This is a genomic window from Rhodococcus sp. X156, assembly GCF_004006015.1.
Lineage (GTDB): Bacteria > Actinomycetota > Actinomycetes > Mycobacteriales > Mycobacteriaceae > X156.
In genome coordinates this window covers 1,550,100-1,572,779 of the sequence record NZ_CP034766.1, presented here as the reverse complement: position 1 = coordinate 1,572,779, position 22,680 = coordinate 1,550,100, and the positions used below count along the sequence as shown (strand labels likewise).

Annotated in this window: 21 protein-coding genes; 15 read left to right on the top strand and 6 right to left on the bottom strand. The window is 71.9% G+C overall.

All coding sequences use genetic code 11. The annotated features are described in order from the left end of the window. Positions 1–4 precede the first annotated feature (4 nt). Positions 5–1,093: a 5'-3' exonuclease H3TH domain-containing protein gene (locus tag ELX43_RS07410; protein WP_164860604.1), complete on the top strand. Its 1,089-nt coding sequence runs from the start codon at positions 5–7 to the stop codon at positions 1,091–1,093. A 37-nt stretch (positions 1,094–1,130) separates the two neighbouring features. Here the strand turns inward: ELX43_RS07410 and ELX43_RS07405 are convergent, their stop codons facing one another. The 3 genes from ELX43_RS07405 to ELX43_RS07395 are packed head-to-tail and all read right to left on the bottom strand — an operon-like array spanning position 1,131 to position 3,980. Further along, positions 1,131–1,790, bottom strand: coding sequence for a TetR family transcriptional regulator (locus ELX43_RS07405; RefSeq protein ID WP_127782805.1), 660 nt, complete (start codon positions 1,788–1,790; stop codon positions 1,131–1,133). Between the two features lie 56 nt (positions 1,791–1,846). Beyond that, a complete protein-coding gene (locus tag ELX43_RS07400) occupies positions 1,847–3,442 on the bottom strand; it encodes an NAD(P)/FAD-dependent oxidoreductase (RefSeq protein WP_127782804.1) in 1,596 nt (531 codons plus the stop codon). Positions 3,443–3,446: 4 nt separating this feature from the next. After that, positions 3,447–3,980 (bottom strand): ferritin-like domain-containing protein, encoded by a 534-nt coding sequence (locus ELX43_RS07395; RefSeq protein ID WP_127782803.1) that lies wholly within the window; start codon positions 3,978–3,980, stop codon positions 3,447–3,449. 231 nt (positions 3,981–4,211) lie between these two features. On the opposite strand from ELX43_RS07395, the gene ELX43_RS07390 reads away from it, so the two are divergent. From ELX43_RS07390 to ELX43_RS07365, 6 genes are all read left to right on the top strand, one after another. Beyond that, the gene (locus ELX43_RS07390) at positions 4,212–4,985 is read left to right on the top strand and encodes a GAF and ANTAR domain-containing protein (RefSeq protein ID WP_164860603.1); all 774 of its coding nucleotides are present in this window, start codon (positions 4,212–4,214) and stop codon (positions 4,983–4,985) included. 65 nt (positions 4,986–5,050) lie between these two features. Further along, positions 5,051–5,713, top strand: a complete 663-nt coding sequence (locus tag ELX43_RS07385) for an HAD family hydrolase (RefSeq protein ID WP_127782801.1) — start codon at positions 5,051–5,053, stop codon at positions 5,711–5,713. Positions 5,714–5,782: 69 nt separating this feature from the next. Beyond that, positions 5,783–6,865 carry a Ku protein gene (locus ELX43_RS07380; RefSeq protein ID WP_127782800.1) on the top strand — a complete coding sequence of 361 codons (1,083 nt, stop codon included), beginning with the start codon at positions 5,783–5,785 and terminating at the stop codon, positions 6,863–6,865. Further along, a complete protein-coding gene (gene ligD, locus ELX43_RS07375; RefSeq protein ID WP_127782799.1) occupies positions 6,858–8,291 on the top strand; it encodes a non-homologous end-joining DNA ligase in 1,434 nt (477 codons plus the stop codon). Before ELX43_RS07380 ends, ligD (ELX43_RS07375) begins: the two co-directional genes overlap by 8 nt. Before the next feature lie 8 nt (positions 8,292–8,299). Further along, a complete protein-coding gene (gene ligD / locus ELX43_RS07370; protein WP_127782798.1) occupies positions 8,300–9,229 on the top strand; it encodes a non-homologous end-joining DNA ligase in 930 nt (309 codons plus the stop codon). After that, a complete protein-coding gene (locus ELX43_RS07365; protein WP_127782797.1) occupies positions 9,226–9,774 on the top strand; it encodes a DUF1697 domain-containing protein in 549 nt (182 codons plus the stop codon). Before ligD (ELX43_RS07370) ends, ELX43_RS07365 begins: the two co-directional genes overlap by 4 nt. A gap of 17 nt (positions 9,775–9,791) precedes the next feature. Here the strand turns inward: ELX43_RS07365 and ELX43_RS07360 are convergent, their stop codons facing one another. Continuing rightward, a complete protein-coding gene (locus ELX43_RS07360) occupies positions 9,792–10,223 on the bottom strand; it encodes a PaaI family thioesterase (protein WP_241249824.1) in 432 nt (143 codons plus the stop codon). Between the two features lie 216 nt (positions 10,224–10,439). Between ELX43_RS07360 and ELX43_RS17975 the strand changes: the two genes are divergently transcribed. Then, a complete protein-coding gene (locus ELX43_RS17975) occupies positions 10,440–11,015 on the top strand; it encodes a PRC-barrel domain-containing protein (protein ID WP_241249823.1) in 576 nt (191 codons plus the stop codon). 74 nt (positions 11,016–11,089) lie between these two features. On the opposite strand, the gene ELX43_RS07350 is transcribed toward ELX43_RS17975, so the two are convergent. Further along, complete coding sequence (locus ELX43_RS07350; RefSeq protein ID WP_127782795.1) at positions 11,090–12,271, bottom strand: zinc-dependent alcohol dehydrogenase; 1,182 nt, start codon at positions 12,269–12,271, stop codon at positions 11,090–11,092. A gap of 187 nt (positions 12,272–12,458) precedes the next feature. Here ELX43_RS07350 and ELX43_RS07345 point away from each other — a divergent pair, with 187 nt between their 5' ends. The 4 genes from ELX43_RS07345 to ELX43_RS07330 all read left to right on the top strand — a co-directional run bounded on the left by ELX43_RS07345 (position 12,459) and on the right by ELX43_RS07330 (position 17,953). Further along, positions 12,459–13,805 carry a cytochrome P450 gene (locus tag ELX43_RS07345; protein ID WP_127782794.1) on the top strand — a complete coding sequence of 449 codons (1,347 nt, stop codon included), beginning with the start codon at positions 12,459–12,461 and terminating at the stop codon, positions 13,803–13,805. Between the two features lie 35 nt (positions 13,806–13,840). Next, positions 13,841–15,910, top strand: coding sequence for an acyl-CoA dehydrogenase (locus ELX43_RS07340; protein WP_127782793.1), 2,070 nt, complete (start codon positions 13,841–13,843; stop codon positions 15,908–15,910). Between the two features lie 230 nt (positions 15,911–16,140). Beyond that, on the top strand, positions 16,141–17,712 hold the full coding sequence (locus ELX43_RS07335; protein ID WP_127782792.1) for a DEAD/DEAH box helicase: 1,572 nt from the start codon (positions 16,141–16,143) through the stop codon (positions 17,710–17,712). Positions 17,713–17,719: 7 nt separating this feature from the next. Continuing rightward, positions 17,720–17,953 (top strand): hypothetical protein, encoded by a 234-nt coding sequence (locus tag ELX43_RS07330; RefSeq protein WP_127782791.1) that lies wholly within the window; start codon positions 17,720–17,722, stop codon positions 17,951–17,953. Between the two features lie 356 nt (positions 17,954–18,309). On the opposite strand, the gene ELX43_RS07325 is transcribed toward ELX43_RS07330, so the two are convergent. Further along, positions 18,310–19,194, bottom strand: a complete 885-nt coding sequence (locus tag ELX43_RS07325) for an NAD(P)-dependent oxidoreductase (RefSeq protein ID WP_127782790.1) — start codon at positions 19,192–19,194, stop codon at positions 18,310–18,312. 89 nt (positions 19,195–19,283) lie between these two features. On the opposite strand from ELX43_RS07325, the gene gndA reads away from it, so the two are divergent. From gndA to ELX43_RS07315, 3 genes are all read left to right on the top strand, one after another. Then, the gene (gene gndA, locus ELX43_RS07320) at positions 19,284–20,738 is read left to right on the top strand and encodes an NADP-dependent phosphogluconate dehydrogenase (RefSeq protein ID WP_127782789.1); all 1,455 of its coding nucleotides are present in this window, start codon (positions 19,284–19,286) and stop codon (positions 20,736–20,738) included. 140 nt (positions 20,739–20,878) lie between these two features. After that, a complete protein-coding gene (locus tag ELX43_RS17595; protein WP_164860602.1) occupies positions 20,879–21,040 on the top strand; it encodes a hypothetical protein in 162 nt (53 codons plus the stop codon). 285 nt (positions 21,041–21,325) lie between these two features. After that, complete coding sequence (locus tag ELX43_RS07315) at positions 21,326–22,636, top strand: DEAD/DEAH box helicase (protein ID WP_241249881.1); 1,311 nt, start codon at positions 21,326–21,328, stop codon at positions 22,634–22,636. Positions 22,637–22,680: the final 44 nt, after the last annotated feature.

Genomic DNA, 22,680 nt, shown 5'->3' with positions numbered 1-22,680 from the left:
GGCCGTGCACCCGGAAGACCCCGCTGATCGCCCCGTCCTGCTCGCCGTGGACGGCAACTCGCTGATCCACCGCTCCTACCACGCGCTCAAGCACTCCGAGCTGCGTGCGGCCGACGGCTCCCCCACCTGGGCGCTGAAGGGCCTGCTGTCGCAGCTGGTCGGCGGAGTGCGCCGGGTGGGCGCCGACGCGGTGGTGGTGGGCCTGGACGACTCCACCAGCAACGTGCGCAAGATGCGCTACCCCGCCTACAAGGCGCACCGAGCCGACAAGCCGGAGGACCTGCTGGTGCAGCTGGCCGCGGCGGGACCGCTGCTGAACGCGGCCGGCGTGCACACCGTCGTCGCCCCGGGCATGGAGGCCGACGACGTCGTGGCGTCAGCGGCGGCGCACGCAGCTGTCGCTGGGTGGGACACCGTGGTGATGACCTCGGACCGGGACGCCTTCGCCCTGGTCTCCGACACGTGCAAGGTGCTGCGCCTGATCAACGGCGGGGTGGACGCCTCACCACTGCTCAACCCGCAGCGCATGCACATCCTCAACGGCGTGCACCCGCACCAGTACCGCGACTACGCCGCCATGCGCGGGGACACCTCCGACAACCTGCCCGGCATCCGTGGGGTGGGCCCCAAGAGCGCGGTGAAGCTGCTCGCCGAGTTCGACACCGTGGAGCAGGCCTTCGCCGACGTCGACGACAACGACGGGCTGCGGGTGGCCAAGGCCGCCGGACAGTCCATGGTGGCCAAGCTGCGCGACGCCGACTCCCGGGCGGCCTACCGGCGCAACGTCGAGCTGATGACGATGGCCACCGACCTCGAGCTGGGCCTGGCGCTGTCGGCCGTGGACGGCGCCGGACGGCTGCCGGTGGCGGAGGACGCCCTGCGCGCCGCGCTCGCCGACGCCCAGCTGGGCGCGATCGCCGAGAGCGCGGCGGTGGCGCTGGCGCACTGCGAGCCGCGTCCCCGCTTCATCCAGGCTGGCCCCGCCAGCCAGGGCGCGCCGCACCCGGCGGAGGCTCCCCCAGCCCGCACCCGCACCCGCGCCACGGCCCGTGCACCGGAGCCGGAGAGCCTGCAGCTCAGCCTGTTCGGCTAGCGCGCCGCCATGGCCCAGCCCAGCCGGTGGCGCAGCGTCAGCGGTGCGCCTCGGTGAGGCGGCCGTTGGTGGGCGCGCGGCTGACGCCCGCCTCGGTGCGGGCCGCCAGCAGCGCGGCATCCACCAGGCGCCCCACCAGGGCGGTCACCCGCGGCACCGGCCACTGCGGTCGCACCAGGTGGCTGAGGGTGAGCCGCACGATGGCGTCGACCAGCTCGTGCAGCTCGTCGGTGGAGCCGGCCAGCCCGGACCAGTGCTCGTCGGCAAAGGTCGTCAGCATCATCACCGAGCTGTCCAGCACGGGTGCCGACCGGATGGTGAGCAGGGGCAGCAGGCCGTCAGCCTTGCCGTGCGCCGCCGAGATGATGGCCCGCAGCAGCGGGTTCTCCTCTCCCATCCGCAGCGCGGAGTCCACCGCCGCCATCGTCGCCGTCGTCATGTCCTCGGGGTGGCTGAGCAGCTGCAGCTGCACGGTGTCCAGGAATCGCCGGGTCTCCCTGGCGACCAGCGCCACCGCCAGCTTGTCCTTGCTGCCCAGCTCGTTGTAGACGCTCTGCCTGCTCACCTGCACCGCCGAGGCCAGCCGGCCCATCGTCACCGCCGACCAGCCCTCGTCGATGACGATGGCGGCGGTGGCGTCCAGGAGCAGGTCTCGGCGCTTCGTCCTGGTCGATCCACGCGCGTCAGCGGGAGTCATGGCGCGACGTTAGCGTGAACTGGCGGTTAGTGATGCATTTCACGACCACTGTGTTTCTAGCCCCGGTTCAACAACCCGAGCAGAGCGCTGGTGACCCGTCGCCGGGGCAGACCCAGGAGTCCCTGCTCGCCCAGTGCCGCCTTGGCCGCGTTGAGGCCGCACACCCCGTGCACCCCGCCGCCGGGGTGGGCACCCGCACTCCCCAGGTACAGACCGGAGATCGGGGTCTCGGCCCGGCCCAGGCCGGGGGTCGGCCGGAAGATGAGCTGCTGCTGCAGCTGCGCGGTGCCCCCGTTGACGGTGCCGAAGAGCAGGTTGGCGTCCGCGCCGGCGAGGTCGCTGGACTTCTGCACCACGCGGCCCACCACCTGCCGGGCGAAGCCGGGGGCGTGCGCCTCCAGCACCTCGTCCATCCGCTGGGCCAGGGTCTCGGCGGAGTCGTCGTCGGTGACCTCCCGCGGCAGGTGGCTGTAGGCCCAGGCGCTCTCGGTGCCCTCGGGCGAGCGGGTGGCGTCAGCGGTGGTCATCTGCCCGAACAGCATGAACGGGGTGCGCGGCACCACCTCCGTGTTGAGGTCGGCCATCCACTGCACCAGGCCGCGCTCGTCGGCGCCCAGGTGCACCGTGCCGGCGCCGTGCAGGCCCCGGGCCCGCCACGGGATGGGCGCGTCCAGCGCGTAGTTGACCTTGACCACCGGGGTGTCCCACTCGAAGTGCTCAAGATCGCGCAACAGCCGCGGGGGCACCACTGCGGCGGGCAGCAGGTCGCGGTAGAGGCTCAGCGCCGACGTGTCGGCGATGACGGCCCGGCGCGCCCGTACCTGCATCCCCTCCGCGGTGCGCACCCCCACGGCCCGGCCACCGCGCACCTCGATGGCCTCCACGTGCTGCCCGGTGTGCACCTGCACGCCCACCGACTCTCCGCGGCGGGCCATGGTCGCCGTCAGCTCGCCGGCCCCGCCCACCGGCACGGGAAAGCCGACGTCCTGGGCCAGCATCGTCATGAGGAAGCCGAAGGCGCCGCTCACCGGCGCGTCCACCGGGACGTCGGCGTGCATCGCGTTGCCCAGCAGCAGCAGCCGAGCCGCCTCGCTGTGGAAGAGCTCGCGACCCATCCGCCGGGCCGGCAGCAGCATGAAGCGCAGGAACCGCAGCGTCTCGGCCGGGCCCAGGCTGGCCAGCATCGCGGTGGGGCCCTGCACCGGTGGGAACGGCCGGAACAAGGTGTCCAGCAACGGCTTGCGAATCTGCTGCCAGCGCTCCACCAGCTCCAGCCACGCCTTGCCGTCACGGGCGTCGTGTTGGGCCAGGCCGTCGGCGGTGCGCTGCGGGTCGCGGTGCAGCACCACCCCCTCGGTGTCGTCGGGGCCGGTGGGGTGCGCCACCACCGTGGGCGCGTGGGTCCAGATCAGGCCGTGCTGCTCGAGCCCCATTGCGGTGATGGCCGGCGACGCCGCACCCAGCGGGTAGAACGCGCTGAACAGGTCGCTGGTGTAACCAGGGACCAGCTCGGCGGAGCGCACCGCTCCCCCGACGTCGTCGTTGCCCTCGAGCACCACCACGTCCCAGCCCGCGTCAGCGAGCGCCGCGGCGGCCACCAACCCGTGGTGCCCGGCTCCGACGATGACCGCATCCGCTGTTGTGGTGACCACCCGGTCAGTTTCCCAGAAGGTCGTTCAAGTCGTCGGCGTGTTCCTCCTCCTCCTCCAGGATCGACTCCATCAGGCGGCGCGTGGTGGGGTCGCGGTCACCGATCCAGCGGGCGATCTCCTGGTAGGAGGTGATGACGATGCGCTCGGCGACGAGGTTCTCCTCCAGCATGCGGGTGAGGTCGTTGTCCTCGGTCTCCACGTACTGGGTGTGCGAGCGCTCGCGCAGGGTCACGGGGTCGAAGTCGGGGTTGCCGCCCAGCTGGCTGATCCGCTCCGCCGCCCGCAGGCCGTGCTTCATCTCGTCGGCGGCGTGCTCGGTGAACTCTGCGGCAACCTGGGCCCGGTCCACGCCAGTGGCCACGATGGCGTGCTGGGTGTAGCGCAGGTAGCAGACGATCTCGGTGGCCACCACCTGGTTGAGGATGTCGATCAGGTTGTCCCGGTCGATCATGTTGCCCTCGGTGACCGCGCCGGCGGCCATCCTTGCGCGGGCGTCGTCGCGGATCCTGGTCACGTCCAGGGCGAACTGGTTGGCCATCGCGGTCTCCTGAGGGTCGGTCCGACGGATGCCTCGCCTCCATCGTGCAGCCGGACCCATCGGTGCGCTGAACGGACGTGCTCGTCACGCTGTGCACGGGCCGCGGCCGTCCTGCGGTCACGCCCTGTGACCGGGAAAAACTACCGGGTTCGGAGGTCGTTTCTTCGTCTACGATCAGCACCCAACGCGGGGATGGGGCGCGGGCGAGCGAGCGAAGGAAATGAGTCGGGCATGACGAACGGGATCCACCTCGCCTCGGACGAGCTGGGGCGCCTGCTGGCTGCTCGGCCCAAGGAGATGGCCGACGTCCTGAGCACGCTGCGGCATCCCGTGCACACCAACGACGACCTGCTCGACCTGCTCACCGCCACCGCCCACCTCGCGGTGCGGCTGATCGACGGGGCGGACTGGAGCGGCGTCACGGCGCAGTTCGACAAGAGTGCCTTCACCGCCGCCCTCACCGACGAGCGCGTGCAGGCGGTGGACGACGCGCAGTACCACCTCGACGACGGCCCGTGCCTGCAGGCGATGCGCACCTGCAGCGTGGTGTGCATGAGCGCACGGGACGTGCAGCGCGAGTTCCCGGCCATGGCGGAGCCTGCGCGCGCGGCCGGGGTCCACTCCTTCCTCGCCGCGCCCCTGGTGGCCGAGGGTGTGGCGATCGGCGCGCTCAACCTCTACAGCGCCGAGGAGCACGGCTTCGAGGGCACCGACCAGGACTTCATCGCCGCCCTGGTCGAGCACGCCGGCCGTGGGCTCACCGAGTACGCCACGGTGCACTCCGCCAACCAGCTCGCCGCCCAGCTCCAGCACTCCATCCAGACCCGTGCCCCCATCGAGCAGGCCAAGGGCATCCTGATGGCCGTGCACCAGATCGGCCCCGACGCGGCGTTCGAGGTGCTGCGCGAGCGCTCGATGAAGCAGAACATCAAGCTGCGCGACGTCGCCATCTCCTTCATCGCCGAGATCGCAGCTGCCACAGCGACATCGGAGTCGGCCCAGTAGCTTCGAGGTCGACCTGTCCAACGAGAGCCCGCACCGGTTGCTGCCGTGCGGGGAGGAGGAGACCCATGGCTGACGCCGACCGGGCCGGTGTGTTGCTCGACATCGACGGCACGCTGCTGGACAGCACGTACCACCACGGTCTGGCGTGGCTGCGGGCCTTCCAGCGCAACGGCCACCCCGAGGTGACCGCCGCCCAGGCGCACCGGGCGATCGGGCTGGGCGACGACCAGCTGGTGCCGCACCTGATCGGCAGCTCCGACTCCGCCCTCGCCGAGGCGCACTCCACCGAGTACGAGAAGCTGAAGGGCGAGGTGCGCGCCCTGCCCGGCGCCGCCGACCTGCTCGCCCGGTGCGCGCAGGCGAACCTGCGGGTGGCCCTGGCGACCAGCGGCAAGGCGAAGGACCTCGACTGGATGCTCCCGCGCATCGGCGGCGCCGAGCACGTCGAGGCCACCATCACCTCCGAGGACGTCGAGGACACCAAGCCCGAGCCGGACCTGCTGCAGACCGCCGTGGACACCCTGGGGCTGGCCGCCGAGCGAGCCGTCACCATCGGCGACTCCGTCTGGGACGGCGAGGCCGCGGCCAGGGCGGGCGTCCGGTTCATCGGCGTTCTCAGCGGCGGGTTCGCCGAGTCCGAGCTGCGCGAGGCCGGGGCGGTGGAGGTCTACCGGGACGCCGCCGACCTGGTGGAGCACTTCGACCAGTCGCTGCTGAGCAGCCTGTAGCCGGCTCGATCACCCGGCGCTGGGCGCACGGGGCTGCACAACGGTGCAGGCATGCGCCACAATCGGCGCATGCGATCACTGTGGAAGGGTGCCATCTCCTTCGGTCTGGTCTCGATTGCGGTGCGGCTGTACACCGCAACGGATGAGCACGACTTCCGCCTGCACCAGGTGCACGAAGCCGACCAAGGCCGCATTCGGTACAAGAAGGTCTGCTCGGTGTGCGGCGAGGAGGTCCCCTACGACCAGATCGCCAAGGCCTACGAGATGGAGGACGGGCGGATGGTGGTGCTCGACCAGGCTGAGCTGTCCAACCTGCCGGTGAGCACCGACCGCGCCATCGACGTGCTGGAGTTCGTGGACGGCGCCGACGTGGACCCCATCTTCTTCCAGAAGAGCTACTACGTGGAGCCTGACCCGGCCGCCGAGCGGCCCTACGTGCTGCTGCGCCAGGCGCTGATCGACTCCGGCAAGATGGCGATGGTCAAGATCACCCTGCGCCAGCGCGAGTCGCTGGCCATGCTGCGCGCCCGCGAGGACGTGCTGGTGCTGCACACCATGATGTGGCCCGACGAGATCCGCAAGCCCGAGTTCGCGTTCCTGCAGAAGGACATCGGGGTGCGCAAGAACGAGCTGGCGATGGCGGAGTCGCTGGTGGAGACGATGTCGGGCGACTTCGAGCCGGAGGAGTTCCACGACGACTACCGCGACGCCATGGCGGCCCTGATCGAGGCCAAGGCCGAGGGCGCCGAGCTGCCGGAGGCCGAGGAGCCCAAGGAGTCGGCTCAGGTGGTGGACCTGATGACCGCGCTGCAGCGCAGCATCGATCGCTCCAAGCCCAAGGCAGTAGGCGCGGGCAAGGCCGCCGACCAGGAGACCGACGCGGACTCGGACACCGGGAAGGGCGCCGACACCGAGCCCGACGCCAAGCCCGCCCGCAAGAGCCCGGCCAAGAAGAGCACCGCCAAGGCAGCCCCGGCGAAGAGCAAGAAGGCCAGCGCCGCGGAAGCCGACGCCGACACTGACGCTGACGCTGACGCAGCTGAGACGAGCGCCGGGGATACGAGCGCTGGGAAGAAGCCGGCCGCGAAGAAGGCCGCCCCGGCCAAGACCGCCGCGGCCAAGAAGTCCAGCCCGCGCAAGCGCAGTGCCTGAGTCCGACCAGCTCGACCGCTACCGCGCCAAGCGCGACACGGCCAGGACGCCGGAGCCGATGGGTGAGCAGGCCCAGGTCGGCGTGGGCGGCGACGAGACCGGGCCGATCTTCGTGGTGCAGGAGCACCACGCCAGCTCGCTGCACTGGGACCTGCGTTTGGAGCACGATGGCGTGCTCGCCTCGTGGGCGGTGCCCAAGGGCGTGCCGCCGGGCCCGGGCGTCCAGCGCCTGGCCGTGCAGACCGAGGACCACCCGCTGTCCTACGCCCAGTTCGAGGGCGAGATCCCGGCGAACGAGTACGGCGGTGGCTGGATGCGCGTCACCGACCGCGGTCCGGTGGAGATCACCGCGTGGGGACCCAAGAAGGTGGAGTTCACCCTGCACGGCCAGGTGCTGCAGGGCCGCTACGCCTTGTCGCACCGGCCGGGCGAGAAGAGCGACCAGTGGACGCTGCGCCGGCGGGACGCCCCCACCGACCCCGACTACGAGCCCCTCCCCGAGGAGCTCTCCCCCATGCTCGCCGTTCCGGGCGAGCCACCCACGCGCGGCAGCTGGTTCTACGAGGTCAAGTGGGACGGCTACCGGGCTCTGGCCCGGGTGGAGGGCGGCCGGGTGAAGCTGCTCAGCCGCTCCGGCCAAGACCTCACCAAGCCGGTGCACGGCATCGCCGGCCTGGGCGAGGCGCTGGCCGGCCACGAGGTGCTGCTGGACGGGGAGCTGGTGGTGCTCGGTCCCGACGGACGGCCGGACTTCGGGCTGCTGCAGCAGCTGGCCGGCACCAAGACCGGCAGCACGCCGCGCACCAGGAGCATCGCCGGGGCGGCCATCACCTACCTGATCTTCGACCTGCTGCACCTGGACGGCCGGTCGTTGCTGCGCCGCCCGCTGTCGGAGCGGCGCGAGCTGCTGGACTCGCTGGAGCTGGCCGGGCCGGTGTGGTCGGTGCCGCCCCCGCTGACCGGTGACGCGGCGGACGTGGTGGCGGCCGTGCGTGCGCAGGGGCTGGAAGGGGTGATGGCCAAGAAGACCGCCAGCCACTACCTGCCCGGGCGGCGCAGCGAGCAGTGGCTCAAGCTGGTGAACCTGCGCAAGGCCGACGTGGTGATCGGCGGGTGGCAGCCGGGAAACGGTCGCCGCGCCGACGGCCTGGGCGCGCTGCTGCTCGGGGTGTGGACCGACGACGGGAGCCTGCGGTACGTGGGCAACGTGGGCACCGGCTTCACCGACCGGGCGCTGCGCGAGCTGCACGAGCGGCTGCAGCCACTGGCCGCGGACACCTCGCCGTTCGCCGGTCCGCTGCCCCCGGCGCGGCGGCGCACCGCGCGCTGGGTGCGGCCGGAGCTGACCGGTGAGGTGGAGTTCGCCACGTGGACCGGTGACGGCATGCTGCGCCAGCCGCGGTGGAGGGGGTTGCTCGATGAGTGAGGCCCGAGATGAGTGAGGCCCAGTCGGTGTCCTTCGGCGGACGCACCCTGCGCCTGTCCAACCTGGACAAGGAGCTCTACCCCGACGGCTTCACCAAGGCTGAGGTGATCTCCTACTACGCCGGCATCGCCGAGGCGTTGCTGCCGCACGTGCGTGACCGCCCGGTGAGCCTGTTCCGCTGGCCCAACGGCACCGGCGCCAAGAGCTTCGTGCACAAGAACGTGGCCGCCGACGCCCCGGACTGGCTGCGCACCGAGGAGGTGCACGGCAAGGGCTCCGACGCCGTCACCTACGCGGTGCTGGACGAGCCGGCGGCCCTGGTGTGGGCGGCCAACCTGGCCGGGCTGGAGCTGCACGTGCCGCAGTGGCGCTTCGCTGGTGCGGGTTCAGCCGAGCACCCCGCCGAGGCGCTGCCGCCGGACCTGATGGTCTTCGACCTCGACCCGGGGGCGCCGGCGGACGTCGTGGACTGCTGCGCGGTGGCGCTGCGGGTGCGCGACCTGCTCGCCGAGGACGGGCTGACGGCGTGGCCCAAGACCAGCGGCTCCAAGGGTCTGCACCTGCTGGTGCCGGTGCAGACCACCGACAGCGCCACCACCTCCGCCTACGCCAAGCAGCTGGCCCAGGACCTCACCGCCGAGCTGCCCGACACCGTGCTGTGGCGGATGGCCCGCGACGCCCGGCCGGGCAAGGTGTTCCTGGACTGGAGCCAGAACAACCCGGCCAAGACCACCGTCGCGCCGTACTCGCTGCGGGGCCGGCCGAGCCCCACGGTGTCCACCCCGCTCACCTGGGACGAGGTGGCCGCGTGCGAGAAGCCTGAGCAGCTGGTGTTCACCGCTCCCGACGTCCTGGCCCGGGTGGCCGACCTGGGTGACCTGCTGGCCGACCTGGAGTCGAGCGCCCAGCCGCTGCCCGAGCGGGCGAAGCGGCCGTGAGCCCGGCGGAGGGCAGCCGCTACGTGGCCCTGCTGCGCGGCATCAACGTGGGTCGCAACAAGCGGGTGGCCATGGCCGACCTGCGCGAGCTGCTCACCGGCTACGGCCACCAGGCGGTGCGCACCCACCTCAACAGCGGCAACGTGGTGTTCAGCAGCGACCAGCCCGACCCGGCGACGCTGGCCGCGCAGATCGAGCAGGGCCTGGCCGACCAGCTGGGCGTCACCGCGGCCTGCCACGTGCTCACCGGCACCGACCTGCAGGCGGTGGTCGACAGCGACCCGTTCGGGCCACGGGCGACCAACGGCTCGCGGTACCTAACGCACTTCCTGTTCCCGGCGCCGGATCCCGCGCTGCTGGCCGCGCACGACCCGCGCCAGCTGGACCCGGAGAACACCGCGCTGGGCGAGCGGGTGATCTACCAGTGGTGCCCGGACGGCATCTTGCAGGCGCCGCCGGTGGGCGGCTTCGCGGAGAAGCACCTGGGTGTGGCAGCCACGGCGCGGAACTGGAACACCGTCACCAAGCTGGCCACCCTGCTCTGACCCGGCCCCACTGTGGGCTACTTCGCGACGCGCTCGGCGTGGCGCAGGTTCTGCAGCCGCACCTGGCCCTTGGCCACCAGGTGCCCCTCGCCGTCGGTGATGTGCACCGCCCACAGCTGCTGGGAGCGGCCGCGGTGGATCGGCGTACCCACGGCGGTGAGCACCGCACCCTCCTTGGTGGCACGGAGGAAGTCGGTGTTGTTGTTCACCCCGACGACCACCCCGGCGTCGCGCAGCCACAAGGTGCCACCCACGCTGGCCACGCTCTCCACCACCGAGCAGAGCACTCCGCCGTGCAGGATGCCGTGCGGCTGCAGCAGCTCCGGGCGCACGGTGAGCTGCGAGCGCACCTCGTCGCCGGAGGCCTCCACCACCGACAGCCCGATCGTGGCGTCGAAGCCCCTCGTCGCCTGGTCGCGCAGCTCTGCTGGAATGTCCGTCGTCGCCACTGGTGCTCCTCGTCGTCGCGCAGGCCACCGACTGACCTGACCCGTCGACCTTGCCATGCGGCTGGCAGGATGCCGATGGGCGCCCTGTCCACCCCAAGTGGGCCGGACTCGCTGACCTGCAGCGTCTCCGCTCGTCGGGCGGCGACTGTTCGCCCGTGCTTGGTTCAGGGGGACGACGACGCTCGCGCCGTCCCTACCAGCTTCCGGAGGACAACCATGATCACCAGGCAGGACCTCGGCACCATCGGCAACGGCACCGTGCACGACGTGGACGGACACAAGATCGGCGCCATCGGGCAGATCTACCTCGACAACTCCACCGGCGAGCCCGCCTGGGTGACGGTGCGCACCGGCCTGTTCGGCACCCGCGACTCGTTCGTGCCGCTCGCCGAGGCCTCCGTGGACGGCGACGACCTGCGGGTGCCCTACCCCAAGTCGATGGTGAAGGACGCCCCCAACGTGGAGGCCGACGGCGAGCTCACGCCGGCGGAGGAGGACCAGCTCTACCGCTACTACGGCGTGGACAACGCCACCGGCCAGGACACCACCACCGGCCAGGCGGCGGGGCAGGACCAGGGTCGGCACGCAGCCCCCGTCGCACCGGGCCACGGCCAGGACGCGGGCCAGCAGCACTCCGGCCAGGATGACCAGCACCGGGACCACTCGGAGCAGGACCGCTCGGAGCAGGGCGAGGAGAGCGGTCGTCGGATCCGGCGCTACCTCGTCACCGAGGAGACCATCGTGCGGCGCGAGGAGATCCCCGACGCCGACGCCCCGGACTCCCACCGCTAGGCACTTCGGACGCAGACACACAGCAGCGTGGCCGCCCCTCCGGGCGGCCACGCTGCTGTGTGTCTGCCTACCGGTCAGGGCTTGAGCAGCACCTTGACCGCGCCGTCCTGCTTCTTCTGGAAGATCTCGTAGGCGTGCGGCGCCTGCTCCAGCGGCAGGGTGTGGGTGGCGAAGGTGTCCACGCCCAACGGGTCGGCGTCGGTGAGCAGCGGCATGATGTCGCCGACCCACCGCTTGACGTTGGCCTGACCCATCCGCAGCTGGATCTGCTTGTCGAACATGGTGATCATCGGCATCGGGTCGGCCGCGCCGCCGTAGACGCCGATCACCGAGATGGTGCCGCCGCGGCGCACGATGTCGATGGCGGAGTACAGCGCGTTGAGCCGGTCCACGCCCGCCTTCTGCATCAGCGGCGCGCCGATGGCGTCGGGCAGCATGCCGACGACCTGCTGGGCCAGCTTGTTGATGGGCGAGCCGTGTGCCTCCATGCCGACGGCGTCGATCACCGCGTCGGTGCCGCGGCCGTCGGTCATGTCCCGGATGACGTCGCCGACGTCCTTGGCGTGCTCACGCAGGTCCACCACCTCGATGCCCCGGGCCCGGGCGCGCTCCAGGCGCTCCGGCACCAGGTCCACGGCGATGACGCGGCTGCCCTGGTGCTGGGCGATGCGGGCGGCCATGTCGCCGATCGGGCCCAGGCCCAGCACGGTGACCGAGCCGCCCTTGGGCACGTCGGCGTAGGCCACCGACTGCCACGCGGTGGGCAGCACGTCGGAGAGGTAGGTGAAGCGCTCGTCGGACGGGCCCTCGGGCACCTTGATGTGGGTGAACTGGGCCTGCGGCACGCGCAGGTACTCCGCCTGCCCGCCGGGGACCTCGCCGTAGAGCTTGGAGAAGCCGAAGAGCGCCGCCCCCGTGCCCTGCTCGCGCACCTGGGTGGTCTCGCACTGGGTGTACAGGTGCCGGTCGCACATGAAGCAGCTGCCACAGGAGATCTGGAAGGGGATGACCACGCGGTCGCCGACCTTGAGGTCGCCGGTCTCGCTGCCGACCTCCTCCACGATTCCCATCGGCTCGTGGCCGAGGATGTCGCCCTGGCCCATGAACGCACCGAGGGTCTCATACAGGTGCAGGTCCGACCCGCAGATGTTGGTGGTGGTCACCTTGATGATCGCGTCGGTGGGGAGCTCGATCTTGGGATCCGGGACGGTGTCCACTCGGACATCGCGCTTGCCTTGCCAGGTAACGGCTTTCATCGCAATCCTCTCAATGGTGCTGAGGCTGCCCCACTCGGGAGCAAGCTGGTGCGCTGCTGCTCAGCGCTTGGTCCCATGGCACCGTCCGCACGGGGGGTGCGCAACTCGGGGAGAGCCTGGGCACATCTGGGAATGCGCTGCTGGCATGCTGGGCGCGCGAGTGTCAGGCGTCACAAAGGGGGAGAAGATGCGTTCCACCGTCCGCTGGGCCCTGCAGCACGGGCTGCCCCGCGCGCTGATGCGCCGCGCCGCCGCCGGTGGCGACCTGCAGGCGCGGCTGCTGGCCGACCCCACCACCGCCGCCGCCGAGGACCCGTTCCTGCTGCACGACGAGGTGCGGGCCCAGGGCCCGGTGATCCGCGGGCGCCTCACCTACCTCACCGCTACCCACAGCGTGGTGCGCGACGTGCTGCGCAGCGACGACTTCCGCGCCGGCAACATCTCGGCGGTGTTCCCGTGGCCGCTCAACCGGCTCAACGACTGGGCCCAGGACGCCCGCATCCTGCACCCCATCGAGCCGCCGTCCCTGCTGGCCGTGGAGCCGCCCGAGCACACCCGCTACCGCCGCCAGGTCTCCCGGGTGTTCACCGCCCGGGCGGTGGAGGCGCTGCGCCCGCAGGTGCAGGCCCTGGCCGACGGGCTGCTGGACGACCTCCTCGCCGCGGGCCCCACCAGCGAGATCGACCTGGTGGCCGACTACGCCACCCTGCTGCCGGTCGCGGTGATCGCCGAGATCCTGGGCGTGCCCGCCGCGGAGCGCGCCGAGGTCCTCGGCTACGGCGCCGGCGCGGCCCCCAGCCTGGACATGGGGCTGCCCTGGCGGGAGTTCCGCCACGTGGACGCCTCGCTGCGCGCCTTCGACGCCTGGCTCGGCCGGCACCTGCAGCGGCTGCGCCGCGACCCCGGCGACGACCTGCTCAGCCAGCTGGTCACCCTGACCGACGACGGCGAGCGCCTGAGCGAGACCGAGCTGCGGGCCACCGCCGGGCTGCTGCTGGCCGCCGGCTTCGAGACCACCGTGAACCTGCTCAGCAGCGGCGTGGAGCTGCTGCTGCGCCACCCCGACCAGGTGGCCGTGCTGCGCACCGACCCGAGCCTGTGGGGCAACGCCGTGGAGGAGGTGCTGCGGATGGAGTCCCCCGTGCAGCTGACCGCCCGCAGCGCGGTGCGCGACACCGAGGTGGCCGGGATGGCGGTGCCCGCGGGCCAGCGGGTGGTGACCCTGCTCGGCGGGGCCAACCGCGACCCGGCGGTGTTCACCGACCCGCACACCTTCGACGTGGCTCGGTCCAACGCCCGTGAGCACCTGTCGTTCTCCGGCGGCCGGCACTTCTGCCTGGGTGCCTCGCTGGCGCGGATGGAGGGGGAGATCGGGCTGCGTGCGCTGTTCGAGCGCTTCCCCGACCTGCAGCTCGGCGCTCCCGGGGCCCGGCGGCACACCCGCGTGCTGCGCGGCTGGCAGCAGCTGCCGGTGGTGCTCGGGGCACCCTCGCGGGGCGAGGCGACGGCGCTGCCCGGACCGCCGTCTGACTAGGCTCCGGACAACCCACCCGCGCCACAGGAGGACACGTGAGCACTGCCGCTGACACCACCGGAGCTCCCCTTCCGGAGCACGTCGACCCGGACGCGCTGCGCGACGTCCTCGACGGCCGCTGGGCCCACGTCCGCCAGCAGGCGCGCACCCACCTCACCGGCACCAAGTGGGCCCCGGTCTACGGCGAGGACATCGAGGCCGCCCGCACCCGCACCACCGCGCTCGCCCGCGACCTGGCCAAGACCGGCCAGACCGCGCTGGGCTTCAGCAAGGAGCACGGCGGCGGTGACGACCTGGGTGGCTCGGTGGCCTCCATCGAGATGGTCGCGATGACCAACCTGTCGCTGATGGTCAAGGTCGGCGTGCAGTGGGGCCTCTTCGGCGGCGCCGTGCAGGCACTGGGCACCGACGAGCACCACGCGGCCCTGGTGCCCGACATCATCAGCATGGAGCTGCCCGGCTGCTTCGCGATGACCGAGACCGGCCACGGCTCGGACGTGCAGCAGCTGCGCACCACCTGCACCTACGACCCGCAGACCCAGACCTTCGACCTGCACACCCCGCACGAGGCCGCGCGCAAGGACTACATCGGCAACGCCGCCCGGGACGGGCAGATGGCTGTGGTCTTCGCCCAGCTGGTCACCCAGGGCAAGCCCCGCGGCGTGCACGCCTGGGCCGTGCCAATCCGCGACAAGGAGGGCAACCCCGCACCCGGCGTCACCATCACCGACGACGGCTACAAGGAGGGCCTGGCCGGTGTGGACAACGGCCGCCTCTCCTTCGACCACGTCAAGGTCCCCCGCAGCGCGCTGCTCAACCGCTACGGGCAGGTCGCCGAGGACGGCGGGTACACCTCGCCCATCGAGAGCGAGACCGGCCGCTTCTTCACCATGCTCGGCACCCTGGTGCGCGGGCGCGTCAGCGTCGGTGGCGCCTCGGGCAGCGCGGCCAAGGTCGCCCTGGACATCGCGGTGCGCTACGGCGAGACCCGTCGCCAGTTCAGCGCCCCCGGCCGCGACCGGGAGATCGTCATCCTGGACTACCTGGCCCACCAGCGGAAGCTGCTGCCCGCGCTGGCCAAGACCTACGCGCTGCACTTCGCCCAGGAAGAGCTGACGGCGATGATGCACGACGTCCTCACCGCCGGGGACGACGCCGAGCCGGAGGTCAAGCGCGAGCTGGAGTCGCTGGCCGCCGGCCTCAAGGCCACCAACACCTGGCACGCGAACCAGACCATCCAGACCTGCCGCGAGGCCTGCGGCGGTGCCGGCTACCTGGCGGAGAACCAGCTGCCGCTGCTGAAGTCCGACATCGACGTGTTCACCACGTTCGAGGGCGACAACACCGTGCTCATGCAGCTGGTGGCCAAGGGCCTGCTCACCGGCTACGCCGACGACTTCGGCGACCTCTCCGGCTGGGGCAAGGCACAGTTCGCCGCGAACATGGTGGTGGACCAGGTGCTCGAGCGCACCGCGGCCCGCCGCCTGGTGCAGCGCCTCGTCGACGCCGTCCCCGGCAACGACGAAGAGGCCTCGGTCCGCGACCGCGACTGGCAGCTGCACATGTTCGAGGACCGCGAGAAGCACGTGCTGGAGGGCGCGGCCAACCGGCTGCGCCGCGCCGGCGACGAGGACGCCGACGCCTTCGAGGTGTTCAACGACGCCCAGGACCACGTGCTGCGCACCGCCCACGTGCACGTGGAGCGGGTGGTGCTGGAGGCCTTCATCACCGGCATCGACCGCTGCACCGACCCGGAGGCCCGCGCTCTGCTGGAGCGGGTGTGCGACCTCTACGCGCTGCACACCATCGAGGCCGACAAGGGCTGGTTCCTGGAGCACGGCCGGATGAACGCCGCGCGCAGCAAGGCCGTCACCGCCACGGTCAACCAGCTGTGCAAGGAGATCCGCCCCTACGCGACCACCCTGGTGGACGGCTTCGCCATCCCGCGCGAGTGGATGAACAGCGCCATCCTGCGCGAGGAGCCCGCCCGGCAGGAAGCCATGTGGGAGGAGGACCGTCGCGTCCTCGACCAGGGTCAGCCCGGGGCCGAGGCACCCGGCACGTCCAACACCGCCACCGCCGCCGACGTCCCGCCTGGGCAGTAGGCACCAAGACGTCCGTCTCGCCCGAATAGTCGGGGACGTCACACCGCGGGATGCGGGTACATCCCGCGGTGTGCCGTACTGTCAGTTCAGTCGCACTCGCGACAGATCAATCCACCGGCACACAGTCCCGCCCAAGCTGGCGAAGATGAGCGTGTGTCTGGCTCGTCTCACTGCGTGCTGCATGACAGCTCCCGCTCCGCGACGCGCCGCTGTCCCGGAGAGGTTCTTCCGTGTCTCAGGCTGTCCTGAATACCCCCGCCAACGACGAGTCCGCCGAGAGCGAGCCGACCACGTTCGGCGCCCTCGGCCTTCCCGACGCCCTGGTGAACGCCCTGGCGAAGACGGGCATCACCGCCCCGTCCCCCATCCAGGCGGCGGCGATCCCCGACCTGCTCGCCGGCAAGAACGTGCTCGGCCGCGCGCAGACCGGCTCCGGCAAGACGCTGGCCTTCGGGCTGCCAATGCTCAACCGGCTCGCCTACGGCCCCAACGCCAGCCGCGCACAGGCCAAGCGGCCCCGCGCCCTGGTGCTGGTCCCCACCCGTGAGCTCGCCTTCCAGGTGGTCGACTCCCTGCAGCCCTACGCCGACGCGCTGGGCCTGAGCGTCAAGCCCGCCGTCGGTGGCACCCCCTTCGGCCGCCAGGCCGACCAGCTGCGCCGCGGCGTGGACATCCTGGTCGCCACCCCCGGCCGCCTCGGCGACCACCTGCGCCAGGGCACCTGCATCCTCGACGCCATCGAGATGACCGCGCTGGACGAGGCCGACCAGATGACCGACCTGGGCTTCCTGCCCGAGGTCAAGGCCCTGCTCAGCGCCACCCCGGCGGACGGGCAGCGGCTGATGTTCTCCGCCACCCTGGACCGGGAGATCCAGTCGATCGTGCGGCAGTTCCTGCCCGACCACGTGGAGCACTCCACGCAGGACGGCAAGGCCAGCGTGGACACCATGTCCCACCACGTGCTGCTGGTGGACCGCGGCCAGAAGGACGCGGTGCTCGCCGAGATCGGCGCCCGCAACGGCCGCACCATCATGTTCGCCCGCACCAAGCTCGGCGTCGAGGGCATCACCGACCGGCTGCGCGCCCTGGGCATCCGCGCCGAGTCGCTGCACGGCGGCAAGGCGCAGAACCAGCGCACCCGCGTGCTGGACCGCTTCAAGACCGGCCGCACCCCGGTGCTGGTGGCCACCGACGTCGCCGCCCGCGGCATCCACGTCGACGGCGTCAGCCTGGTCGTGCACGTCGACCCGCCGGCCGACGCCAAGGACTACCTGCACCGCGCCGGCCGCACGGCCCGCGCTGGTGAGTCCGGCACCGTGGTCACCATCGTGCTGCCGAACCAGCGCCGCACGGTGCGTCGGATGACCGGCATCGCCGGCATCGACCCCAAGGCCACCAACGTCTCCCCCGGCTCCTCCGAGCTGAGCGAGATCACCGGTGCGCAGACGCCCAGCGGCGAGCCCCTTCCCGCCCAGGAGCGGGACCGCAGCGAGCGTCCGCGCAGCGGCGGCTACCAGGGCCGCAACCCGCGTCCCGCCGGCAGCGGCTACCAGGGTTCGCGCGACAACGCCCGTGGCCCGCGCCGCGAGGGTGGCTACCAGCGCGAGGGCGGCTTCAACCAGGGCGGCCCCCGTCGGGACGGCGTCCGCCGCGAGGCACCGCGCCGTGACGGCATGGCGGCGCGCCCGGCGGCCGCTCGGCCGGCCGCGGCCCGTCCGGAGCCCACCGCGGGTGGTTTCCGCTCGCGGACCGAGACCCGCTCGTATGATGGCTTCGACGGTCCGGCCCGCAACCAGGATTGAGGACACCATGGCGTCACTGTTTGACAAGGCCGCCGCGTTCGCGCGCAGCCCCAAGGCGCAGCAGGCGGTGAACCAGGCTGTCACCAAGGGCAAGCAGTTCGCCGCGAAGCCTGAGAACAAGCAGAAGATCGACAAGGCCGTCGCGAAGGGCAAGGAGTTCGCGGCCAAGCCGGAGAACAAGCAGAAGATCGAGCAGGTGCGCAAGAAGCTCACCGGCAAGGACCGCCCCACGGGCGCCTAGCCACCAGCGCACACTCAGCCCGGCCCACCGCTACTGGTGGGCCGGGCTGACGTGCTTTGGTGCGTCTGCAAGTACGCCCATGCGCACCCCAGGGCGTCTGCAACCGCTACCAAGCTGCGCAACCCGCCACCTCCGGGGCTACTTCCGCAGCACGCACCAGGCGCGGTGGCCGGTGGTCTCCGACTGGCTGCTCGACCGGGCAGCAGCCACCCAGCGCCAGCCGTGGCCCGGTCGTCCAGCTCCTGGCGGGCCAGCGCCCCCAGTCCCGCGCCCCCAGTCCCGCGCTCCGGCGCCTGCTTGGTAGCAGTTGCAGACGTCGGAGCGCGGTGATGGTGGTACTTGCAGACGCCCCCAGCTCAGTCGAGGAAGATGTCCATCGCCAGCTCGGACTCCTCGCCCGTGGAGTACTGCGACAGGTCCGTCACCCCCGCCGAGGCCAGCACCTCGTCGTCGATCAGCGTCTGCCCGGTGAGCGTGCGCCCAGCAGTGGTGAGCACCACGTGCGCGGCGTCGGCGACGATCTCCGGGCTGCGCGAGCGGGCGATGCTCTCGTCGCCGCCCAGCAGGTTCTGCACCGCGGCGGTGGCGATGATGGTGCGCGGCCACAGCGCGTTGGCGGCGATGCCCTGCTCGGCCAGCTCGGTGGCCCAGCCCAGTGTCAGCAGCGTCATCCCGTACTTGCTCAGCGTGTAGGCCGGGTGCCCGCCCAGCCACTTGGGGTCCATGTTCACCGGCGGCGACAGCGTGAGGATGTGCGGGTTGGTGCCCTGCGCCAGGTGCGGGATGCAGTACTTGGTGAGCAGGAAGGTGCCGCGCACGTTGATCTGCTGCATCAGGTCGAAGCGCTTCATCGGCAGGTCCACCGTGCCGGAGAGGTTGATGGCGCTGGCGTTGTTCACCACCACGTCGATGCCGCCGAACTCGGCGACGGCCTGCTCCACCACCCGCTGCACGTCCTCCTCGTTGCGGACGTCGCCCACCACCGGCAGCGCCTGCCCGCCCGCGGCGCGGATCTCCTCGGCGGCGCTGTAGACGGTGCCGGGCAGCCGTGGGTCGGCCTCTGCGGTCTTGGCCATCAGCGCCACGTTGGCTCCCTCGCGCGCCGCCCGCAGCGCGATGGCCAGCCCGATGCCGCGGCTGCCGCCGGACATCACGATCGTGCGGCCCCGCAGGGAACTTTGGGCCGGCGAACCCGGGGCCTGCGAGCCTGCTGCCTGGTCCGTGTGTCCGTCGCTCGTCATGAACCTCTCCTCACGCTGTGTCTACGGCGTGGGCCCACACCGAGATTCACCGACGGTAGCGGGAAGGAGCAGCCACTAAGGTGGCAGCCATGACTGCTCCGGACAGCCCAGCCTCACCCCGCGCCCAGATCGGTGTCACCGGGTTGGCGGTGATGGGGTCCAACCTCGCCCGCAACCTCGCCCGCCACGGCCACACCGTCGCGGTGCACAACCGCAGCGCCGCCAAGACCGACCGGCTGCTCGCCGAGCACGGCGACGAGGGCGACTTCGTCCGCGCCGACTCCCTGGCGGAGCTGGTCAACAGCCTGGAGAAGCCCCGCCGCGTGCTCATCATGGTGCAGGCCGGCGACCCCACCGACTCGGTGATCAACGACCTGGCCGACCTGATGGAGCCGGGCGACATCATCATCGACGGCGGCAACGCCCTCTACACCGACACCATGCGTCGCGAGGCCGCCATGCGCGAGCGCGACCTGCACTTCGTCGGCACCGGCGTCTCCGGCGGCGAGGAGGGTGCGCTCAACGGCCCGTCGATCATGCCCGGCGGCTCGAAGGAGTCCTACGAGGCGCTCGGACCGCTGCTGGAGTCCATCGCCGCAGAGGTCGACGGCACGCCGTGCTGCGTGCACGTCGGCCCCAACGGTGCCGGCCACTTCGTCAAGATGGTGCACAACGGCATCGAGTACGCCGACATGCAGCTGATCGGCGAGGCCTACGACCTGCTGCGCCACGCCCTCGGCAAGACCCCCGCCGAGATCGCCGCCATCTTCCGCGAGTGGAACGGCGGGGAGCTGGAGAGCTACCTGGTGGAGATCACCGCCGAGGTGCTCGACCACGTGGACGCCAAGACCGGCAAGCCGTTCGTCGACGTGGTGGTGGACGAGGCGGGGCAGAAGGGCACCGGCCGCTGGACGGTGAAGTCCGCGCTCGACCTGGGCATCCCCGTCAGCGGCATCGCCGAGGCGGTGTTCGCCCGCGCGCTGTCCAGCCACACCGACCAGCGCGCCGCCGCCCGCGAGCTCACCGGCGGCACCCTGAGCTGGACGGCCGAGGACGCCGACCAGTTCGTCGAGGACATCCGGCTGGCGCTCTACGCCTCCAAGGTGGTCGCCTACGCCCAGGGCTTCGACCAGATCGCGGCCGGCAGCACCGAGCACGGCTGGGACGTCGACCCGGCCGCCATGGCCACCATCTGGCGCGGCGGCTGCATCATCCGGGCCCGCTTCCTGGACCGCATCCGCGAGGCCTACACCGACAACGCCGAGCTGCCCTCGCTCATCGTCGACCCCTTCTTCCGGGAGGCCGTGGAGAACGCCCAGGACAGCTGGCGCCGCGTGGTGGTTGCCGCCACCCTGCGGGGCATCCCGGTGCCCGGCTTCGCCTCCGCGCTGTCCTACTACGACGCCCTGCGGGCCGAGCGGCTGCCGGCCGCCCTCACCCAGGGCCTGCGTGACTTCTTCGGCGCGCACACCTACGGCCGGGTGGACACCGACGGCAAGTTCCACACCCTCTGGGGCGGCGACCGCTCCGAGCTCCCTGCCTGACCCACCACCCTGCTGAGCAGGAGCTTTCGCAGCGCACGCCCGGTCCCGGCAGCCGCCGGCGACCGGGCGTGTCGCTGAACACCCTCGCCGCGCCGTCACTCTCCGCCCAACGGCCTGTATGATTACCTCAGGCAAGCACGATGATCGTGCTGCTCCAGCGCGGCGTCACCGCCGCGCACTCCCGAGCACTCCGCTGGCGTCAGTCCGGCGATGCTCGGACACATCCGCTGCAACGGCTGATCCAGCTGCTGCGCGACGTCCTCGTGACTGTCCACACCTCGTTGTGTGCCGCCGGGACGTGACCACGTACCGGAGGTACACCCTTGACCGCACCGCAGTCCCCGTCCCGCCCCCGCCGACGCTCGGGCCGACGTCCGGCCGGCGCCCCCGCCGCAGCCGAGACCACCGCCACCCCGAGCACCGGTGGCCACGCCGCAGCGGCCCCCCGCACCGCCGCCCCTCGCGCGGCGGCCCCCCGCCGGGCCACCAAGGCCCAGGCTGCACCGGCCACCGCTGCCCCGGCCGCCTCGACCGTGCCCGACCACGACGCGTCCAGCACGCCGACGCCGACCCGCACCTTCGCGGAGATCGGCCTGCCCGAGGCTCTCGTGGCTGCGCTCGTCGCCCAGGGCAAGCCCGCCCCGTTCGCCATCCAGACGGTCACCATCCCCGACTCCCTGGCCGGCCGCGACGTGCTCGGCCGCGCGCAGACCGGCTCGGGCAAGACCCTGGCCTTCGGCCTGCCGATGCTGGCCAAGCTGGCCGGCGCCCGCTCCACCCCACGCAACCCGCGCGGGCTGGTGCTGGTGCCCACCCGCGAGCTCGCCTCGCAGGTCACCGCTGAGCTGGAGCCGCTCGCCAAGGCCCTGGGCCTGCGCATCGGCACCGTGGTCGGTGGCGTGAACATCGGCCGCCAGGTCAGCCAGCTCGCCGACGGCATCGACCTGCTCGTGGCCACCCCCGGCCGGCTGGCCGACCACGTGCAGCAGCGCACTGCCGGCCTGCAGGACGTGGTCATCACCGCGCTCGACGAGGCCGACCACATGGCCGACATGGGCTTCCTGCCCCAGGTGACCAAGCTGCTGGACAAGACCCCGCGCGGGCAGCGCCTGCTCTTCTCGGCCACCCTCGACGGTGAGGTCGACAAGCTGGTCAAGCGCTACATGACCAACCCCGTGACGCACTCCACCGCGCCGCCGTCGGCCAGCGTCACCACGATGGAGCACCACCTGCTGATGATCGACCCCGACGACAAGAAGAACGTCGTCGCCCACATCGCCGCGCGCGAGGGTCGCACCATCATGTTCGTGCGCACCAAGCACGGCGTGGACCGGCTGGCCAAGCAGCTGCGGGCCACCGGTGCGATGACCGGTGCCCTGCACGGCGGCAAGGCGCAGAACAACCGCACCCGCACGCTGGACGCCTTCAAGGACGGCACCACCCCGGTGCTGGTGGCCACCGACGTCGCCGCCCGCGGCATCCACGTCGACGACGTCAGCCTCGTGGTGCACGTGGACCCGCCGGCCGACCCCAAGGACTACCTGCACCGCGCCGGCCGGACGGCACGGGCCGGCGACCAGGGCATCGTGGTCACCCTGGTCACCCACCCCGAGCGGCGCGAGGTGGAGGCCATGACCCGCAAGGCCGGCGTCAAGGCGATCAGCACCCCGGTGCGCGCCGGTGACACCGACCTGGCCCGGATCACCGGAGCCCGCAGCCCCAGCGGCACCCCGGTGATGGCACCGGCTCCCCCGCAGCAGCAGGTCAGCCGGGCCGGCGGTCGTCGGGGTGGTGTGGGCGGCGGCGCCGCAGCACCGCGCCGCTCCGGCTCCGGGCAGGCCCGCCGCGGCGGCAGCGCCGGCGGTGGGGGCGGCCAGCGCCGCTCCCAGGGCCGCTAGCCCCTCCAGCACCTCGACACCAGGCCGCTCCTGCTCAGCAGGGG

Coding starts and splice junctions, on each gene's coding strand:
- ELX43_RS07405 (WP_127782805.1), bottom strand. CDS start 1,790: ATGACTCCCGCTGACGCGCGTGGATCGACCAGGACGAAGCGCCGAGAC.
- ELX43_RS07395 (WP_127782803.1), bottom strand. CDS start 3,980: ATGGCCAACCAGTTCGCCCTGGACGTGACCAGGATCCGCGACGACGCC.
- ELX43_RS07390 (WP_164860603.1), top strand. CDS start 4,212: ATGACGAACGGGATCCACCTCGCCTCGGACGAGCTGGGGCGCCTGCTG.
- ELX43_RS07385 (WP_127782801.1), top strand. CDS start 5,051: ATGGCTGACGCCGACCGGGCCGGTGTGTTGCTCGACATCGACGGCACG.
- ELX43_RS07380 (WP_127782800.1), top strand. CDS start 5,783: ATGCGATCACTGTGGAAGGGTGCCATCTCCTTCGGTCTGGTCTCGATT.
- ligD (WP_127782798.1), top strand. CDS start 8,300: ATGAGTGAGGCCCAGTCGGTGTCCTTCGGCGGACGCACCCTGCGCCTG.
- ELX43_RS17975 (WP_241249823.1), top strand. CDS start 10,440: ATGATCACCAGGCAGGACCTCGGCACCATCGGCAACGGCACCGTGCAC.
- ELX43_RS07350 (WP_127782795.1), bottom strand. CDS start 12,271: ATGAAAGCCGTTACCTGGCAAGGCAAGCGCGATGTCCGAGTGGACACC.
- ELX43_RS07345 (WP_127782794.1), top strand. CDS start 12,459: ATGCGTTCCACCGTCCGCTGGGCCCTGCAGCACGGGCTGCCCCGCGCG.
- ELX43_RS07330 (WP_127782791.1), top strand. CDS start 17,720: ATGGCGTCACTGTTTGACAAGGCCGCCGCGTTCGCGCGCAGCCCCAAG.
- ELX43_RS07325 (WP_127782790.1), bottom strand. CDS start 19,194: ATGACGAGCGACGGACACACGGACCAGGCAGCAGGCTCGCAGGCCCCG.
- gndA (WP_127782789.1), top strand. CDS start 19,284: ATGACTGCTCCGGACAGCCCAGCCTCACCCCGCGCCCAGATCGGTGTC.
- ELX43_RS17595 (WP_164860602.1), top strand. CDS start 20,879: ATGATCGTGCTGCTCCAGCGCGGCGTCACCGCCGCGCACTCCCGAGCA.